Raw genomic sequence first — 18,922 nt, 5'->3', positions numbered from 1 at the left:
CGGCAGGCGGGGCAGATCGTCGTCACAATTCCCCGACCGCCCTGGTCGTAATAGCAGACACCCCAAGGCGATCGGAGTTGACCGTGGCTGCCACTGAACAACGAATATCCACGATGGTGCTGGTGATCGGCACCGGAGGCGCGGGGCTTCGCGCGGCGATCGAGCTGGCCGAGGCCGGCACGGACGTCCTCGCTGTCGGCAAGCGTCCGAAGGACGACGCCCACACGGCGCTGGCCGCCGGAGGCATCAACGCGGCACTGGCCACGATGGATCCGGAGGACAGCTGGCAGCAGCACGCGGCCGACACCCTCAAGGAGAGCTATCTGCTGGCCGACCCCCGCACCGTGGAGATCGTCACCCAGGGCGCCGCCCGGGGAATCGACGATCTGGAGCGGTACGGCATGGCGTTCGCCAGGGAAGAAGACGGCCGTATCTCACAGCGCTTCTTCGGCGCCCACAAGTTCCGTCGCACGGCCTTCGCCGGCGACTACACAGGGCTGGAGATTCAGCGCACCCTCGTCCGGCGCACGGAACAGCTGAACATTCCGGTGCTCGACGGCGTCTACATCACCCGGCTGCTCGTCCACGACGGAGCTGTCTTCGGCGCCTACGGCTTCAGCCTCGCCGACGGAACGCGTTACGTCATCCACGCCGACGCCGTCATCCTCGCCGCGGGCGGACACACCCGCATCTGGCGGCGGACCTCCTCACGGCGCGACGAGAACACCGGGGACTCGTTCCGCCTGGCGGTGGAAGCCGGAGCGCGGCTGCGCGACGCCGAGCTGGTGCAGTTCCATCCGTCCGGAATCATCGAGCCAGAGAACGCGGCCGGCACCCTCGTCAGCGAGGCGGCCAGGGGCGAGGGCGGCATCCTGCGCAACGCGCTGGGTGAACGCTTCATGGCCCGGTACGACCCCGAACGCATGGAGCTGTCCACGCGGGACCGGGTGGCCCTGGCCTCCTACACGGAGATCAAGGAGGGCCGCGGGACCCCCAAGGGCGGTGTGTGGCTCGACGTGTCGCATCTGCCACGGCGGACGATCATGACGCGGCTGCCCCGCGTCTACCAGACGCTGCTGGATCTGCAGATGCTGGACATCACCCGCGAACCGATCGAGATCGCGCCCACCGCGCACTATTCGATGGGTGGCGTCCGGGTGAATCCCGAGGACCACAGCACCGATGTCCGGGGTCTGTACGCCATCGGCGAGGCGTCGAGCGGCCTGCACGGTGCCAACAGGCTGGGCGGGAACAGCCTCATCGAACTCCTGGTCTTCGGGCGTCTCACGGGCCGGGCCGCTGCGGCCTACTCGCAGTCACTGACGGCGCAGCCCCGGTCCGCTCCGGCCGTCGCGCAGGCCCGCGAGGAGCTCGACACCCTTCTCGCCGCCGACGGACCGGAGAACGTCCGCGCTCTGCAGCGTGCCATCCGCAACACCATGACCGAACACGCCGGTGTCGTACGGGACGGGGAGGGGCTGCGTGCCGGACTCGCCGAACTGGCCGTCATCGAGAAGCGGATGGCGGACGTCGGCGTGCACCCGGACATCGCCGGCTATCAGGACCTGGCGCACGCCTTCGACCTGAAGTCCGCCGCCCTGGCCGCTCGCGCGACACTCGAATCGGCGCTGGAGCGTCGTGAGACGCGTGGCTGCCACAACCGCAGCGACTACCCCGACATGGATCCCGAGCTGCGGGTGAATCTGGTGTGGTCCCCGACAGCGGGTATCACCAGGGAGAGCATTCCGGCGATCCCTGACGAGATCGCCTCTCTTATGGAGGACGTTTCGACGGACGGGAAACTCGCTGAATGACCGGTGCGACAACCGGTCAGCAGGGGTGGGGCGACGGACGTCGCCCCACCCCTGGCTGCTGCCCCCGTTACGGCCGGTGCTTGCCGGTGATCTCCTTGTACTCCTGCTCGGAGGGCTTGGGGACCTGCGTGCCCTCCCCGTAGAGCCGTCGGCTCAGGTCCGCACGCAGGCGCCGGGCAAGGGCGTGTCCGACGCCGTCCTTCACACCCTCTTTCGCGGAGGCCGGGTCGATCGGCCGGTACTGGGTGTGCTGCGTGAGCAGATGGAGTTCGTCAGGGCCGAGCGGCTCATGGATCTCGACGAACTCGCCGTCAGGCAAACGCTTGATGATGCCGGTCTCCCTTCCGTGCAGCACCTTGTCGCGGTCTCGGCGCTGGAGGCCGAGGGCCACTCGCTTCGTGACGGAGAACGCCGTGAGCGGTACGAGGAAAAGACCGAAGCGCACGGCCCACGTCACCGACTCGACGGAGACGTGGAGACGGACGGCGATGATGTCGTTCGCGGCGGCGATCAGGGCCACCAGATAGAAACTGATCCATGCGACACCGAGGGCCGTACGCACGGGACGATTGCGCGGCCGGTCAAGAATGTGCTGCTCACGGTCGTCACTGGTCAGCCAGGACTCGATGAACGGGTACACGGCCATGGCCAGGAACAGCCCGCCGGCGACGCCGAGCGGAATCAGATTGTCCAGTGCCAGGGTGCGGCCAAGGAAACTGACCTCCCAGCCGGGCATGACCCGCAGCAGCCCGTCGGCGACGCCCATGTACCAGTCCGGCTGGGACCCCGCCGAGACCTGGTCGGGCCGGAAGGGGCCGTACCGCCAGATCGGATTGATCTGTACGGCACCGGCGATGGCGAAGACGGCTCCAGCGACGAGGAGGAAGAACCCCGCCGACTTCACCGCGTGAACGGTGAACGGGAGACCGACGACGTTCTTCTCGGTGCGCCCCGAACCGGGATACTGCGTGTGCTTGTTGCGTATCGCCAGCCAGATGTACACGGCGATCAGGAACACCATCAGGGCGGGAATGATCCACACGTGAAGAAGGTGGAAGTGGGCGATCAGTTCGTGTCCGGGGAACTCGCCTCCGAAGAGGAACAACGACAGGTACGACCCGACGAAGGGGATCGACAGAATCGTGCCGTTCACCACCGCGAGACCGGTCCCCGAGAGCAGGTCGTCGGGAAGGTCGTAGCCGGTGAGCCCTTCGAACATGGCGAGGATGAGCAGCAGGAATCCGATCAGCCAACTGAGCCTGCGGGGCTTGCGGAACGCGCCCGTGAAGAAAACACGCATCAGGTGGACGAGTATGGAACCGACGAAGATCAGCGCCGCCCAGTGATGGGCCTGTCTGATCAGCAACCCGCCGCGGAGTTCGAAGGATATCCGCATCGACGAGTTGAACGCTTCCGACACCAGGTGGCCGCGCAGAGGTGCGTAACTGCCTTCATACCTGACCATCTGGGCCGATGGATGAAAGTACACTGCCAGGTAAATTCCGGTGACGACGAGAACGACGAAACTGTAGAGGCAGATCTCGCCGAGCAGGAAGGACCAGTGGTCCGGGAAGGCCTTTCGGGCGTTTCCCTTGAGCCTGCCGTATGAACGCAGGTGTCCGCCGGCCCGTACGGCGACCTTTTTCCCCGCGTTGTTCTGCCTCTCGTCGTTCAGCGGGCGCCCGTCCTTCATGCCCTTACCACCGTTCGTGACATTCGCTCATAGCTTGCGCGTTGACCGCGCGGAAGCGGCGTCCGGGGAGGTCCCGGAACACTTCCATCTCTATGACCGGACAAGAGCAGTGGATGTGACGGCATGACTGGACGGCGCGCGGGCTCTACCGTGCCGAGTGTCCCGCGCATTCCTAGAGCGCGCCGAGCGACCCGAGGGCCACGACGAACAGGCCGCTGATGACCAGTGTGATCAGCACCATCGCCGTCATGGTTCCTCTGAGCCACCGCCGGAAGCTCACGTGGTACCGCTCCTCCGTCTCGCTGATGCTGTCGGCGATGTGCTCGGTCACCATCCGGGCGACCTGCTCCTGTTCATCGAGGTACCACTGTTCGATGTCTTCCTTCTGCTCCCGTGTCAGTCCAGGAGCCCGTGTGGTGAAGGCTGTTACCCGCCGACGTGCGGCCCTCAGATGAGCCTCCCGGTACAGGAAGGTCTCGATGGCGGTGAGGCCGCGTGCGGCCTCCTTACTCGTGTCCATGGCGTTCTCCAAAGGACGGCCGGTCCGACTGGGTCGCCCGGCTCGGCACCTCCTGCAGGACCCACTCGTTGCCGTCCGGGTCACAGAACGAGGCGCCATGTCGTGTTTTCACTCTCCGGGACGAAGTCGGCGTGGGTCGCTCTTGCCTGTTGTGACCGGAGCGGTCCTCGCTCTGTGACAAGGGACGTCCCGGAAGCGCCGGTGTCACAGATGAGCCACGGGAGTTGTCTTAACGGGTAGCACGGCAACCGAGACCAGCGGATGGTGGAACGTGATCAGGAAGCAGAACAGTGTCCAGGTCTTCCGGATCACCGGAGCGAGGCAGGGACTTGACGAGGACGTGCGCGGCCGGCAGCGCCGCTATGTCATCGCCATGTCGGTGCGCACTGTTTCGGTGATCCTCGCGGTCACTCTGTGGAACGTCGAGCGGCCCGTGGCGATCGTCGCGCTCGTCCTCGGCGCCGTCCTCCCCTACATCGCCGTCGTCCTGGCCAACGCCGGTCGGGAGAAGGCCCCTTCACCCATGGCGACGTTCGTACCCGCACCCTCCCACCCGATGATCGCTCCGGCACCGCACGACGGCTCCGTGGCGTCGCCGAACCAGGGTGCCGTCGCCGAGCCGTACGCTCCCGTCCCTCCCGTCAGGGACGTGCGTCGGTACTGACGACGAACGCGTCCCTCGGATGCTGCACAGAGGCCAGCGAGACGAGGTCCCGTCCGAACAGGGCGGCGGTGAGCCAGACGGCGAGCACCCGGATCTTCCGCTCCCACGAGGGCACCGCCAGCAGGTGGTAGCCCCGGTGCATCAGCCACGCGGGGAACCCCTTGATGACGATTCCCCGGTACTGGAAGATTCCCCGGCCGAGGCCCAGTGTGGCCACCACTCCGAGACTGCTGTGCCGGTAGGGACGGGTCTTTCCGCCGCGGAGGTCCGCCGTGATGTTCTTCGCCAGCAGCTTGCCCTGCCGTACCGCGTGCTGCGCGTTGGGCACGGTGTGCGCCCCCGCGACGGGCGAGGCCAGGTCGGGTACGGCGGCGTCGTCCCCGGCCGCCCACACGTCCGGTACCGGAAGAGCGTCCGTACCCACGCGGAGGTCGGCGCGGACCACGAGCAGCCCACGTTCGTCGACCGGAAGGTCGGTGTGCCGGTGCGTGACGGGGTTCGAGGCGTTGCCGGCGGCCCACACGATCAGGGCCGAGTCGAACTCCTCACCAGTGGACAGGACGACGTGGCCGTCCTCGGCCGAGACGAGCTGGGTGTTGAGGTGCACGTGTGCACCACGGTGTGCCAAGGACCGCACCACCCAGGCTCCCGGCTTGTCGGTCACCTCGGGCAGAATCCGGTCCCGCGCCTCCACCAGGTGGAACGACAGGTCGTCGAAGGTCAGTTCCGGATAGGACGTGAGCATCGCCGTTGCCAGGGAGAGCAGTTCGCCGAAACCCTCGACACCGGAGAACCCGCCGCCCACGAAGGTGACCGTGAGGAGCCTTCGCCGCTGCGGACCGGGCGGCAACGACGCGGCCTGGTCGAAGGCCGTCAGCAGGCGATCCCTGATGGCCACCGCCTCTTCGACGTGCTTCATGCCGGTTGCGTGCTCGGCGAGCCCCGGAATCGGGAAGGTGCGGGTCACCGCGCCGGCGGTGACCACCAGGGTGTCGTAGCGGAGTTCGTAAGCCGCTCCGCCCACCGGCTGGACAGTGAGTGACCGGTCCGCATGACGGATCTCGGACACGGTCCCCGCGATGATCCGGGTGGAGCGCAGATGCCGGCGCATCGACACAGCGGCATGGCGGGCCTCGACCGATCCGGCCATCACCTCCGGCAGGAAGGGCTGGTAGGTCATGTACGGACGCGGGTCGACGATCGTGACCCTCGCTTCGTCCGCCGACAACGACTTCTCCAGTCCCCAGGCGGTGTAGAAGCCCGCGTAGCCGCCGCCAACTATGAGGATCTCGCGCATGGTTCTCCTGGTGGTGAATCTCAATGTCTGCAACGCCGATGCCAGTAAGGCGCGTTCACTTGGCCGCGCCGGATGTCCGCGGCAGCAGCGTCCCGTCGACATACAGGTCGACGCGTTCGTTGTAGAACGTCACCATGCCCGCGACACCGGTGGCCTGGTTCGTGGGGTAGTCGTACGCCCAGGCGATGTCCTCGTGAGTGGCACCGTCGTTCACGAACGACCAGTAGCTGCTCGTCATCCCCTTGTACGCGCAGCCCGTCACCGTGTCGGAAAGGCGCAGCTTCGACAGGTCGACGTACCCGCGGTCGAGGTAGTACCGGGTCGGCAGGCCGGTCTCGTACAGCTTCACGCAGTGCGGCGCGTCGGCGAGCACGACCCCGTCGATCTCCACGCGGACGCTGCTGGAGGAACGCCTGGTGTCGATACGGGAGTAGGGGCTCCTCGGATGGACGAAGACCGGCTCGTCCTCCTCGAACCACGCGTCGAGCGCGTCCCACTCGAAGCGCACGGTGCCGCGCAGCGGCTCAGGGGCGTCGTCCGCCCAGACCCACGCGGCGCCCGCACGCACCTCGGACCCGACACGCAGACCGTGTCGCCGCGCGGAGGCGACGCCACGGTCCTCGGTGTGCCCCTCGTCGACGAGCACTCCTTCGGCCATGTCCTCGACGGGGATGCTCCACTGGGGATAGGCGCGCCACTCCCACACGTACAGGGCGCGTCGGGTGTCGAAGGCGACCCGGCCGCCGATCGTCCCCCGGATACGCCGGGGCACCGGTTCGACATGCCCGATCGGGGCGATCAGGCTCGGACGCAGCACACTTTCTTCCGTCATCGGTGGCTCCTTGGCTCAGTCGTCGGTTCTCCCGCCGGGACCGCGGTCACTCCACGAAGTAGGAGTCGTGCTTCACGAAGAACTCGGCCCGCTCCTGGTCGGTGGCGTCGGCCAGCTGCGCGAGACCTTCGAAGTACTCCTCGCGGGGCGCGCCCGGTGTGAAGAGCAGCAGCATTTCGGTCAGGGAGTCGGAGTCGTTGCGGAACGCGTGCAGCCCGCCCTGCGGGACGTGCAGGAAGTCGCCCTTCTTCCCCTCGATCCACTGCGTGCCGTCGTAGAGCCGGAGGGTGCCGTCGAGAACGTAGAACGATTCCGAGATGGTCTTGTGGTAGTGGGTTTTCGGACCGCCCGACCGCGCACCCATCACCACGCGGTAGAGCCCGAACTCACCTCGGGTGGTGGCTGTGGTCGCCAGGTAGTAGTAGCCGCCCTCCTCGGCCGTGCCGAGGTCCGGCGGTGTGTCCGCGGAGCGGAACTTGGCGCTGACTTCTCCGCCGTCGCCGTAGTACACCTGCTTCGGATATGACATGAGTACCACCCTTGCCCGTGTCGGTCTGTCTTCTCTTCTTCACAGGTAAGACCAGGCACGCCCCTCATCTGTGACGCGCCGCGCGTCCCGGCCGGCACACACCACCGGCCGGGACGCGGCTCACCCCCCGCCGGGGGTCAGTCAGGAACCGGCCGGGGGGTCGGCCAGCTGGCCGTGGAGGAGGCCGGTGGACTGGCCCACCTCGATGAGGTAACCGTCCGGGTCACGGAGGTAGCAGCGCAGCTCGGCGACGCGGTCAAGCGGCTCCGTGAGGAAGTGGGCGCCCTTGGCGACGGCCTCGGCGTAGAAGGAGGCGATGTCGGCGACGCGCACGTTGAGGAAGCTCGACACCCGTTGTGTGTCCTGCGGCGCCTCCAGTGTGACGTCGGGCTTGTCGGGTGTGGGGCCACCGCCCGGGTTCATGATGATCCAGCTGTTGGCGACCTTCACCATCGCCGGGTTCTCGTCCATCACGACCTCGCCGCCGAAGATGTCGGCGTAGAAGCGCCGTGACGTCTCCACGTCGCGAACGGTCAGGAAGTGAGTGATCAGCAGGCCCTGTTCAGGGGCGGGCAGGTTACTGTGTGTCGTCATAGTGCGTCATCCTCGCTCGTCCGGATCCTCCGTCCGTGATGACCGGGCAAGTGCCGCTCGTGTGACACACGACCGGGGGACGGCTGACGCGCCAACTGGGCCCTCGCAACCCCGTCGGCGCGTCCACCACATGGCCCCTCAGGCGCCCGTCCCCCCGACCTTCGCCGTCCGCACCAGGGTCGTGGTCCTGCAGGAGATGCGCATGGCGCGGCCGCGCGGCAGGATCCGGGGCGTGATGTTGCCGAACAGATAGCCCTCGGGGGGCGGACAGGACAGCAGTAGGGCGGGGGAGTTGACCTCCTGGAGGCGGCGCAGCAGGGCTTCCTGGAGACCGCGTCCGGCGCCGGACGCCGAACGGGCCACGACCAGCCGGCTCCGGCAGCTCGGAGCCGGCCAGCAGGCGGGGGCAGCAGCCGTACCTCGGGCGCGCGGGCACGCGGTTCTTCCGAGGCCGCTGCGTCGCCGCGGGGGCGGCGGCCCTGGTGCGCTCGTACCACCCGGACCTGACCGCCCGCCGAGACCGCGCGGCGGCTGACGACGTCCGCCGCGCCGACCGGGAACGCGCCCCGGCTCGACCCATACGCTGCCGTCGCCATGGTCCCGCCCGTCCAGGAGAGCGTGCCCGACTCCGCGCTGCCCGTGCCTGTGCCCGTCGAGTTCGCTCGCGGCGGCGAAGGCGTACGCGGGGGAGTCGGGCCGCCTCACCCAGGGGCTACTCCACGGCCGTCGGCCGGCGTGACAGGCTCGTCGCCTGCCGCACGTCCGTGAGCGGACGCAGCCGGTACGTGTACGTGTAGTCCCGGTCGGCGAGCAACTTGTAGGCGTCGTGGGTCTGTGCGCCCCAGCTGTCGTCGCCGCCGATGCCCATCTGCCGGTGGTTGACCCGCAGGACCACCTCGGCACGGGGGGTGAGTTGATAGTCGTGACGTGCGCCCACGGACAGGTCTTCCGGGGTGAAGTGCGAGGCGTTGATCTCCAGGAGACCGTCGCCGCTGACGAGCAGACCGCGCCCGTGCCGGTCGGTGAGCGCCGCCCAGCGCACGTCGGTCTTGTTCCCGTTCTCCTGCGGGCGCAGGTACGGAGACCACTGCTCGGTGACGGTCCCGGACCAACGCCCCACATCGGTGGCGTCGTTGCGGTCCCAGTGGTTCTCCTCGGGGCCGCGTCCGTAGTAGTGGAGCTGCTCCAGGGCCGCCGGCAGACGCAGGATCGTGCCGATCTCGGGGATGTACGGGAGGGTGGACGCGCCGGGGCTCAGGGTGTTGTCGACCTTGATCTCGCCGTTGCCGAAGACGGTGCAGATCGTGGTGTACGCCGACGCGGTGGTGGTCGGCAGCGTGCCCTTGACCGTGATCTCGACCGCGCGCCCGTTCAGCTCGCGCACGGTCACGCCGGTGACCTCGCGCCGCGCGCCCGCGTCCCGCCAGGTCTGGTTGCGGGTGTGCTGACCGCTGCCCCGGTCGTTGTCGGTGGGGGCGCGCCAGAAGTTGGGGACGGGGCCTGAGGTGAGGAGCTTCGTGCCGGCCGCCTCGTACGAGGTGACGAGTCCGGTCGACGTGTCGAAGACGACCTTGAAGTCGCGTCCGGTGACGGTGACGTCGGAGTCGCTGCTCCGGTGGGTCAGCTTCGGCACCTGCGCCAGCGGCACCGGCTTGATCTCAGGGCTGTCCGCGTCGAGGGGCAGCTGGATCCGGGCCACCTCGAAGCCTTCGTCGGCCCACCGTGTGCGCTCCTTCGTGGTGAAGGACAGCTGGAGGAAGTACTCGGTCCCGGGGGCGGGGTCGCGCGGCAGTTCGACGGGCAGTGTGATGCGTTTGCCGGTCATCGGTGCCACATCGAGCTGGGAGCGGCTGAGCTTGCCGCGCCGTACCGTCTCGCCGTCGCGTGACAGCTCCCACATTCCGTTGTACGCGCGGAGGTTGGTGAACAGGTTGTCGTTGGTGAGGGTGATCTCGCCGGGCGCGGCGCCCTCCGCGCGGGTCGCGGTGATCGGCTGGTAGATCCGTTTGACCTCGGCCGCCTTGCCGGTGTGTCCCCGGTCGGGCAGGACGATGCCGTCGCCGCTGAACGCACCGTCGTTGGGGTTGTCGCCCCAGTCGCCTCCGTAGGCGAAGAAGGTCTTCGTCCGGGCCTTCTTCGCTTCGTGCCGCGCTGTCTTCGCGTCGAACCAGAACCGCACGTCGTCGTCGCCGGGGCCGCGCTTCTCGTCGGCGAGTTCGGCGGCCTTGAGGGCGCGGGCGTACACCCGGGCCGCCCGGATCGTGCCGCTGAACTCCCGTGTCGGGTTCTCCACTTCACCGGCGAGCGAGAGCGAGGCGGTGTTGCTGCTGGGCCCCTGGGCGCTTGTCTTGGTGGCCTTGGCCGCGCCGTCCACGTACAGGGTCAGTGTCCCCGCGTCCGCGTCGTAGACACCCGCGACGTGGTGTTCCTTGTCCGTCCAGCCGTCGTCCGGGGTGGTCCAGTTGGCCGCGATCCACTGGCCGCCCGCGTAGATGTAGAACTCCAGGCCGTTGTCTGACTGCTTCAGCGCGTACTGGGTGTCGCCCTTCGCCAGGATCGGCTGGTGGAACCCGCGTACGTGCGGGGTCATCCAGGCTTCGAGCGTGAGCGAGCCGGTGAGGTCGTCGAGCCGCTGGTCGCGCGCGAAGACGGTCGCGCCGCTCACGCCGTGCTCGGGGTCGAACGACCCCGAGGGGTTGATGACTTCACCCGTCAGCCCGGCGGGTCCGGTCTCCGTAAGCAGCGTGCGCGCCGGCGTCGGCCAGGTCAGGGCCTGGTCGACGAAGTCCCAGATCCAGCCGCCCTGCAGGACGTCGTAACGGCGGATGACGTCCCAGTACTCCTTGAAGTTGCCGGTCGAGTTCCCCATCGAGTGGGCGTACTCGATCATCACGTAGGGCCGGGTGTCGGAGGTGTCCTTCGCCCGCTCCTCGATCCTGCTCGGCGACTCGTACATCTTGGACCGGATGTCGCTGGTGCCGGGGGAGTTGTCGCCCTCGTACTGGATGACGCGCGTCGGGTCGTACGAGTGGATCCACTCGTGCATGGCGCGGAAGGAGGAGCCGGAGCCTGCCTCGTTGCCCAGCGACCAGATGACGACGCTCGCGTGGTTCTTGTCGCGGTGGACCATGTTCTGGGCGCGGTCCACGCACGCGGTCGTCCAGTCGGCGTGGCTGCCGGGGTACTGGCCGTTGACGCCGTGCGTCTCAAGATTGGCCTCACCGACGAGATAGAGACCGTACTCGTCGGCCAGTTCCAGCCAGAGGGGGTTGTTGGGATAGTGCGAGGTGCGGACCGAGTTGATGTTCAGCCGCTTGATGAGCGTGATGTCGTCGACCAGGTCGGCGCGGCTGAGAGCCGAGCCGCGGACCGGGTGCATCTCGTGACGGTTCGTGCCGCGGAAGGTGATCGGCTGCCCGTTGATCCGCATCAGCCCGTCGGTGAGCGCGAACTCGCGCAGACCGATCCGATGCGAAAGCGTCTCCACGATCTTGCCTGCGGGGTCGCGCAGTCGCAGGACGGCGGTGTACAGGTACGGATCCTCGGCGGACCACAGGCGCGGTGAGGGTACGGACCTGGCGCCCGTGACGGTCGCCTCGTCGGCGCCCGGCGCGGCCCGCTGGGTCAGTGGACGCCCCCACACGGCGTGCCCGTCGGCGTCGTACAGCTGCGTCTCCACCGTGTAGGCCGCCCCGGCGGCGCCGCCCGCGTAGTCTCGTACGTGCGCGGTGACGGACAGTTCGGCGCTGGTGTAGCCGCCCCCGAGCGGGGTGTCGAGCTTGAAGTCCCGGATGTGGACCCCGGGCGTCGAGTACAGGTACACCGACCGGAAGATGCCGCTGAGGCGGATCATGTCCTGGTCCTGGAGCCAGTCGCCGTCGGAGTAGCGGTAGACCTCGACGGCGATCTGGTTGGTGCCGTCCTTCAGGTACGGGGTGATGTCGTACTCGGCGGGTGTGTACGAGTCCTCGTGGTAGCCCGCCAACTGGCCGTTGATCCATACGTAGTGGGCGGCCTTGACGCCCTCGAAGTGCAGGAACGTACGGCGGTCCGCCCAGCCCTTCGACACGGTGAAGGAGCGCCGGTACTGGCCGACGGGGTTGTAGCGGGTCGGCGCCGCCGGCGGCTGCGCGTCCTCGCCGAGACCGTTCGGCCCCCACCACGGGTAGGTGATGTTGATGTAGATCGGGTAGTCGTGGCCGTGCAGCTGCCAGGCCGACGGGACCGGGGTGGTCTCCCAGTCGGAGTCGTCGAGGTCGGTGCGGTAGAAGTCCTCGTCCTTGTCCGCGGGCCGGTCCACATAGGCGAACTTCCAGTCGCCGTCGAGACTTTGACGCCACGGGGACGAGGTGCGGTCGGCGGCCAGAGCCTGCTTGAGGTTCGCGTACGGCATGAGCGTGGTGTGCGGCGGCTCGGTGCCGAGCCGGACGACGTCGATGTGCCCGTTCCACTCGTCGCCGGAGGCCTGGACGCCGGCGGCGGTGCCGGTGGCTCCGGCGGCGAACGCCCGGCCGGCGCCGGGCAGCGCGCCGGACAGGGCGAGCCCGCCGAGGACGGCGGCGCTCGCTTCGAGCAGGCGACGGCGGCTCACGTAACCGCGGGGGGAGTGCGGACTCGGGTTCGGGGAGGGGTTCGGGTGCGAGAGCGCCATGGCGGGGGCCTTCCTCGTGTGCCGAGATATGCAACGGGTGGGGGGCGGAGAACACCTGACGGGCCGCGCCCACCCTAGAGAATGAACACAATCCCCACAATGACGACGTCAGATTCTGTTGTTTTTTGGTTCAGGGGGTTCTGGAGCTTCGGTCGGCTTGCTATAACTGGCGGACGTTGAAACGTTCCATCCATCGCCGTGGCGGAGCTGCGGGCGATGCCTCGCGAAGGGCCCGCATCGTGCTCCGACCCAGCACACCGTCCCTCACCGCCGCCGTGGCCGCCCCCCTCTGTGCGATCGCGCTGCTCGCCTCGGCACTCTTCACCGGAGCGTCCCCCGCCTCGGCGCACACGGGGCTGCGCGTCACCGGAGTCTCCGCCGACGGCAGGACGCGCCCCCTCGGCGTCGAGACCGCGCGTCCGAGACTCGGCTGGCAGCTGGGCTCGGACGAGCGCGACACGGAACAGAGCGCCTACCAGGTCCGCGTAGCGTCATCCGCGGAAAAACTGGACCACGGCGCCGCGAACGTCTGGGACAGCGGACGGCAACCGTCAGCCGAATCCGTCGGCGTGCCCTACGGCGGTCGCCCGCTCGCGCCCGGCAAGCGCTACTACTGGCAGGTCCGCGTCTGGGACACGCGCGGCAACTCCTCGGCCTGGAGCGCTCCTTCGTACTGGGAGACGGCCCTCGCCTCGGCCGCCGACTGGCGCGGAGCCCGGTGGATCGGCGCGTCCGACCCCGACGCCGGCGCCCCGCTGCTGCGCAAGGACTTCACCCTGGGAAAGCCGGTGGCGCAGGCTCGGGCCTACGTTTCGGGTCTGGGCGTCGACGAACTGCACCTGAACGGCGCCAAGGTGGGCGACCACGTCCTCGCCCCGGGCGCCACGCCCTACGACCGCCGGGTGCTGTACGACACCTATGACGTCACCAAGGCGCTGCACCGGGGCGACAACACCGTGGGCCTGTGGCTCGGCCACGGCTACGGAGAGGGCTACAACCCCTACGGCTTCCGCTGGTTGGGCCCGCGGCAGGCCATCATGATGCTGGACATCACGTACACCGACGGCACGCACGCCACGGTCACCACCGATCCGTCCTGGCGGTGGTCGGACGGGCCGATCACCGCGGACGACCTGTACGACGGCGAGTCCTACGACGCACGCAAGGAGCAACCCGGCTGGGACAAGCCGGACTTCGACGACCACGCCTGGAAGGAAGCGGCGGCGGCCGACGCCCCCAAGGGGGACCTGCACGCCAACACCATGCCGCCGGTCCGGGTGACGGACACCCTCGTACCGGTCAAGGTCACCCAGCCCCAGCCCGGCACCTACCTCTACGACTTCGGGCAGAACATCGCCGGCTGGGCCCGGATAGGCGCCCATGGCGCGGCCGGCACGCGCATCACGATGCGCACCGCCGAGGAGCTCAAGGACGACGGCACGCTGGACACGGCCACCAACCGCGACGCCGCGGCCACCGACACGTTCACGCTGGCAGGCAGCGCGGGGCGCGAGACGTACGAACCCCGCTTCACCTACCACGGCTTCCGCTACCTGGAGGTCACCGGATACCCGGGCACCCCGCGCGCCGACGACGTACGGGCCCGCGTCGTGCACGCGGATGTCGAGTCCACCGGATCGTTCGACTCCTCCAGCGATCTGCTCAACAGCGTCTGGCGCAACAACCGCTGGAGCATTCTGAACAACTCGATGAGCACACCCACGGACACCCCGGTACGGGACGAACGCACCCCTCCCGCGATGGACGTACAGGCCTACCGGGACGCGTCCACCCGGGAGTTCGGCATGGACGCCTTCTACGCCAACTACCTCAAGGACATGCCACCGGGAACCGCGCTGCCCTCCGACGACGTCAAGTCGCAGTACCCCGACATGGCGGGCGGCCAGGTCTCCCTCGCCTGGACGCTGTACGAGAACTACGGCGACCGCGACGCCCTGGAGAGCGCGTACCCGGACATGAAGCGGTTCGTGGACCGCAACGCCGCCGAAGCCCCCGGACTGATCTGGCCCGACGACAAGGGCTTCGGGGACTGGTGCCCGCCCGACCACAGGCCGGAAGCCAACGACGGCATGGGCGGACCCGACGCGGGCGAGTGCTTCAGCGAGGTGTCTCTCGTCAACACCGCACTCTCCTACGACCAGGCCCGCGCCACCGCGCAGGCGGCCGACGCGCTCGGCTTCGCGACGGACGCCCGGCACTTCACCTCCCTGGCCGCCGACATCAAGGACGCGTTCAACACCCACTTCCTGAACGCCGCCGGCGACACCTACGGCAGCGGGCGCCAGGTGACGAGCATCCTGCCGCTGGCTCTCGGTCTCGTGCCGGAGAACCGCGTACGGGCGGTCGGCGACCAGCTCGTACGCACCGTCGTCGACCACGACGACAGCCACCTGGACACCGGCATCTTCGGCACGCGCTACCTGGTCGACGCGCTGGCCCGTATCGGCCGTGCCGACCTCGCGATGACGATGCTGAACCAGCGGACGTACCCCGGCTTCGGCTTCGAACTGGCCCACGGCGCCACCACGAGCTGGGAGCAGTGGCTGTACAGCTCGTCGATGGAGACGCACGACCACGCCATGTTCGCGGGCATCAACTCCTCCCTCTACACCGTGCTCGCGGGAATCCGGCCCACCGGTCCGGGATACCGCGACATCACCGTCGCACCGGTCGTGCCCGCCGGCCTCGACCATGTCTCGGCCACGCAGGACACCGTGCGGGGCCGGGTCGCCAGCACATGGCGCCGGACGGGAACGGGGCTGCGACTGACGGTCGTTGTCCCCGCCAACAGCCGCGCGGTGGTCCGGGTCCCGCTTCTCGCCGAGGGGGACCCGGTCCGAACACCGGCCGGAGCCCGGCGGGTCCACAGCACGGAGCGGTCCGTCTCCTTCCAAGTGGGCTCCGGCAGCTGGGCGTTCACGGCGGGCTGAGGAAGGGCGGAGGATCACCGACACCTCATGCGCCGACCCGGGGACGCAGTCCTCAGGCCGATTTGTCCCAAGGTCCACTGAACCGTCCAAGTTCTGGTTCCGTTGTGCTTCTTGCAAGTAAGCCTCGTGTTCCGCGAAAGGACCGCAAGATGCAAGAAGGCACAGGATCGGGCAGTGACGACTCCACCAGTTCCGTCGACAGCTACCTTGGCATCCAAGGTCTGAGGGACTTCATGGAGCAGAACCAGGAAACCCGACGGGACATCCAAACCCTCGACACCCTGGAGAGCCGCGCTCCCACCCGTGATCCGCGTCCGGACACCGCTCTGAGGTGGGTCGACCTGCGGGGGGAGGGAAGCTATCACGCGGCCACCCAGGGGGAGGACGGTAACTGGGCCGTAGAAACATGGAAGCAAGGCACGCAGTGGGTGCAGGAGAACCAACAAGGAATCAAGGACTTCGCCGAGATCGTCGGTCCGCACATCGTCCAGGGGACGGGCAGGCTGGCTCAGCGGAACTATCCCGTCCTGGGGGCGGTACTCACCACCGCCGGCGTGACGCTGGAAGCGGGTGCGGCAGTCAGGCGCATGGTGCGGTACGGAGGGTCGGCGGTGCAGTCCGGCAGTGCGGCAGACTGGTTGAGGACCGTCGCGGCGGGTATCCAGACCGGCACGGCGGTCGGTGCCGGCCTCAGCTACCTCCCCAACACCGAGGCGAACCAGGCTCTGCTGTACCAGGGGTTGCACAACGTCGGCACAGCCACCGGTGCGCTTGCGACGGGGGCCACGACGACGCAGCGGCAGGCCGAAGAGTCGAGCCTCCCCTTCAGCACACCACTGACCACGATGCCCGCCAGCAGCACGCTGCCCGCTCCTACCGGCCACAACACGTACGGGCAGCAGCAAGACGCAGCACCGAACTTCTCGTACCCGACGCCGCAGGCCTACCCCGTCAACCCCGCCAACGTCGTCTACAGCAACACGCACAGCAACCAGGGAGGCGGCAACCAGGACCCCGGTCACGGCGATTCGCATGCGGAGTCCAGCGGGACCTCGTACGACAACAGTGGAGGGGTCACGCGTAGGGGCGGATACGGGAACTCCGGTCCGGTCCAACGCGGCCGCGGCGGTCCCGCCGCCGGCCGCTGATCCGGCCGGCAGAGCCACCGTCACACTGACCTGACCTGACCCGCCATCCAGCGAGCCCCCGGCAGCCCGGCCCGCCCCGGTCGGGGCGGGCCCCACACGTGTACGCGCGGGCTGCCGGGGGCGCCGGCCCCCCGGACCGTCGTTGCCGGTGGCGTCGACGCACTTGCCCAGGATCTGCAGGGTCCCGTCGCCGGCCACGGTGCCCTGATGGGCGGCGGGGCTTTCGTAGCTCGCTCGGAGACGCATCCTCCTGGGGCACCACCAAGGGCCTCAGCTTCGGGCCATCATGGCGATGGACAGCGGCAGCGCGATCATGCCGCTCACTGCGAAGAAACCGCCCAGGGCACGGAGGAGACCCGGGCGCACGGATCGCGCCCTGGCCTGCTGCTCTGCCTTTTGCGCAAGTCCTTCGACGACAAAGGAACGGAAGCGCGCAGACACCTTCTTGGTCGCGAGTGCTCCTCCGCCTACGAGTGCGAACACTCCCCAGATCAGCAGGAACGGACCGGGGCCAGGTCCGCTCTGTTCCGCAAGCATCAACATGGACTGCATTATCCGCCGCTGGCGGGAGCGTCACCGGCTTCCAGGTCGAGGCAGCGTGACGCCGGTGCTGCCGGCCGCGTCGGCACCAGCCGTGATCACCTCGTCGTCCAGCCGCGGTGACGGATCATGGGCCCGGACATAGACGGTGACTCGCGCCCCGTTGACTCGGGTTGTTCCGTACGGGCGGAAGTGGCGCCGCAAGGTGCTTGTTTTCGCTTGCTCCTGCGGGTCGGTCGGTGAGTGCGCGCCGGCCGGGGCGCGGACCGCGACGATTCGGTCGAAGTCCAGCATGCGTGCCGCTATGGCTTGGGCGGGAAGCTCGACACCCCCAAGTGTGTTCGACGAAACGGGGTCCCGTGCCAGGGCCAGATCCGTCAGGAGACGGGTGTCCTCGGGGTTGGCCGCGGTCCAGGCCCGGTACTGGGCCGAGAGATAGAGCAGCCCGTCGCCGGGACGGCCTTCCTTGCGTACGGTGGCGCCGATGGCGGTGACGTCGTTGCTCCGGCTCCGGGGCGTCCTCAGCGCAAGGCTCGTCGGGACGAGCGCGGTCAGTACGGCGACCGCGGAAAGTGCGGCGACCGGCGCGATCCACGCGTTGCGGGAAGACCGCCGCAGCCGGTGGACGTAATCCATGCCGGCGCCCAGCAGCAAGGCGATGCCGATGTTGCTGTAGAGCACATACCGGTCGACGAAAAGGGGCTTGACCAGCGAGGCGGTCAGTAGCAGAAGGCACGGAAGCACAACGATCGGCACAGCCAGCGCGGAAAGCCGCACGGGCCCCCTCATCCGCACGGGCGCCAGGGCACACACCACGCCCATGGCCGCCACGGCCAGGAAACCGGGAAGCCGCACCGGTGCCTCGATCCAGGACAGCTGCCCCGACTGTCCCGCACTACGGATCGCCAGCGGCAACAGCCCGGCCACCACGCCCGCGGCAGTCACACTCCACGCCCTCAGCACCGGTCGTGGAACACGCGAGACGACCAGTGTGACGCCGTGTGCCACCAGGGCGAGAACCGCGAACTCGTGGAACAGGCAAGCCAACAGCATGGTGGAGCCGTAGACCGCCCACCGCCATCGGGCGCGCTGCGGGACGCTGACGACGAGCGCGTACGTGGCCCAGGTGACCAGGGCGCAGACCACGGCGTAGGAGCGCCCCTCCTGCGCGTACTTCTGTACCTGGGGGAGGAGCGGGAAAACCAGACCGGCCAGCAGTCCGGCGCGGGGTCCCGCCAGGCGTAGCCCCAGCAGCCCGACTCCGCCCGCCGCCGCGGCCATTGCCAGTACGGACGGCAGCCGCAACGTCAGCAGCCCGCCGCCGAAGAGACCGAAGATCTCATGCATCACGGCGTAATGGAGGGCATGGACCAGATCGACATGCTGCGTGGTAAGCCATATCTGCGACAGGTCGCGGTGCGCGAGTTGGTAGGTGACGGACTCGTCTCCCCACATGGTGTTCTTCCTGCGGACACCCCAGAGCCCCAGGGCGAGGGCCAGCGACAAGGGCGCGATGACGACAACGGCCTTGGTCCGCCTCGGTGGTTGTCGACGGGCGGGTGCGGGAGGGGAAACCGTCCCGGCCCCGGCAGGGGCACGTTCAGCAAGGGACATCGGCGGACAGGGCCTTTCAGCAGCGGCGAAGGATCCCGCCAGCGTGCCCGGACCTCGTTGACCGGACGCTGACCC

14 protein-coding genes are annotated in these 18,922 nt (G+C 68.5%); 4 read left to right on the top strand and 10 right to left on the bottom strand.

The genetic code is table 11. The features are described 5' to 3' along the window. Window positions 1-113 precede the first annotated feature (113 nt). Window positions 114-1,814 carry an FAD-binding protein gene (locus tag OHS57_RS02060; protein ID WP_328584989.1) on the top strand — a complete coding sequence of 567 codons (1,701 nt, stop codon included), beginning with the start codon at window positions 114-116 and terminating at the stop codon, window positions 1,812-1,814. Between the two features lie 67 nt (window positions 1,815-1,881). Here the strand turns inward: OHS57_RS02060 and qcrB are convergent, their stop codons facing one another. Together qcrB and OHS57_RS02050 are read right to left on the bottom strand one after the other, a co-directional pair. Next, window positions 1,882-3,507: a cytochrome bc1 complex cytochrome b subunit gene (gene qcrB, locus OHS57_RS02055; protein ID WP_328580744.1), complete on the bottom strand. Its 1,626-nt coding sequence runs from the start codon at window positions 3,505-3,507 to the stop codon at window positions 1,882-1,884. A 172-nt stretch (window positions 3,508-3,679) separates the two neighbouring features. Next, entirely contained in the window at window positions 3,680-4,027 is a 348-nt protein-coding gene (locus tag OHS57_RS02050) for a hypothetical protein (RefSeq protein ID WP_041999418.1), read from the bottom strand. Window positions 4,028-4,301: 274 nt separating this feature from the next. Between OHS57_RS02050 and OHS57_RS02045 the strand changes: the two genes are divergently transcribed. Beyond that, on the top strand, window positions 4,302-4,691 hold the full coding sequence (locus OHS57_RS02045; protein ID WP_443043041.1) for a DUF3099 domain-containing protein: 390 nt from the start codon (window positions 4,302-4,304) through the stop codon (window positions 4,689-4,691). Here the strand turns inward: OHS57_RS02045 and OHS57_RS02040 are convergent. The 6 genes from OHS57_RS02040 to OHS57_RS02015 form a co-directional block, all read right to left on the bottom strand. Then, window positions 4,669-5,988, bottom strand: coding sequence for an NAD(P)/FAD-dependent oxidoreductase (locus OHS57_RS02040; RefSeq protein WP_328580742.1), 1,320 nt, complete (start codon window positions 5,986-5,988; stop codon window positions 4,669-4,671). The genes OHS57_RS02045 and OHS57_RS02040 overlap by 23 nt on opposite strands. A 55-nt stretch (window positions 5,989-6,043) precedes the next feature. Beyond that, on the bottom strand, window positions 6,044-6,820 hold the full coding sequence (locus OHS57_RS02035) for a DUF427 domain-containing protein (protein WP_328580741.1): 777 nt from the start codon (window positions 6,818-6,820) through the stop codon (window positions 6,044-6,046). A gap of 46 nt (window positions 6,821-6,866) precedes the next feature. Next, window positions 6,867-7,349, bottom strand: coding sequence for a cupin domain-containing protein (locus tag OHS57_RS02030; RefSeq protein ID WP_042000742.1), 483 nt, complete (start codon window positions 7,347-7,349; stop codon window positions 6,867-6,869). A gap of 141 nt (window positions 7,350-7,490) precedes the next feature. Then, entirely contained in the window at window positions 7,491-7,943 is a 453-nt protein-coding gene (locus OHS57_RS02025; protein WP_041999425.1) for a VOC family protein, read from the bottom strand. 138 nt (window positions 7,944-8,081) lie between these two features. Then, on the bottom strand, window positions 8,082-8,306 hold the full coding sequence (locus OHS57_RS02020) for a hypothetical protein (RefSeq protein WP_041999428.1): 225 nt from the start codon (window positions 8,304-8,306) through the stop codon (window positions 8,082-8,084). A gap of 349 nt (window positions 8,307-8,655) precedes the next feature. Further along, window positions 8,656-12,594 carry a glycoside hydrolase family 2 TIM barrel-domain containing protein gene (locus OHS57_RS02015; RefSeq protein ID WP_328580740.1) on the bottom strand — a complete coding sequence of 1,313 codons (3,939 nt, stop codon included), beginning with the start codon at window positions 12,592-12,594 and terminating at the stop codon, window positions 8,656-8,658. Between the two features lie 239 nt (window positions 12,595-12,833). On the opposite strand from OHS57_RS02015, the gene OHS57_RS02010 reads away from it, so the two are divergent. Then, window positions 12,834-15,545 carry a family 78 glycoside hydrolase catalytic domain gene (locus OHS57_RS02010; RefSeq protein WP_328580739.1) on the top strand — a complete coding sequence of 904 codons (2,712 nt, stop codon included), beginning with the start codon at window positions 12,834-12,836 and terminating at the stop codon, window positions 15,543-15,545. A 149-nt stretch (window positions 15,546-15,694) separates the two neighbouring features. Next, window positions 15,695-16,693, top strand: coding sequence for a hypothetical protein (locus OHS57_RS02005; protein ID WP_328580738.1), 999 nt, complete (start codon window positions 15,695-15,697; stop codon window positions 16,691-16,693). A gap of 270 nt (window positions 16,694-16,963) precedes the next feature. Here OHS57_RS02005 and OHS57_RS02000 read toward each other — a convergent pair whose 3' ends face one another. Beyond that, window positions 16,964-17,236 carry a hypothetical protein gene (locus tag OHS57_RS02000; RefSeq protein WP_328580737.1) on the bottom strand — a complete coding sequence of 91 codons (273 nt, stop codon included), beginning with the start codon at window positions 17,234-17,236 and terminating at the stop codon, window positions 16,964-16,966. A gap of 30 nt (window positions 17,237-17,266) precedes the next feature. After that, window positions 17,267-18,847, bottom strand: coding sequence for a glycosyltransferase family 39 protein (locus tag OHS57_RS01995; protein ID WP_443042828.1), 1,581 nt, complete (start codon window positions 18,845-18,847; stop codon window positions 17,267-17,269). Window positions 18,848-18,922 lie beyond the last annotated feature (75 nt).

The organism is Streptomyces sp. NBC_00370 (assembly GCF_036084755.1).
Classification (GTDB): Bacteria; Actinomycetota; Actinomycetes; order Streptomycetales; family Streptomycetaceae; genus Streptomyces.
Note: the sequence above shows the minus strand (reverse complement) of the source record. Positions and strands in the feature narration are given on the sequence as shown.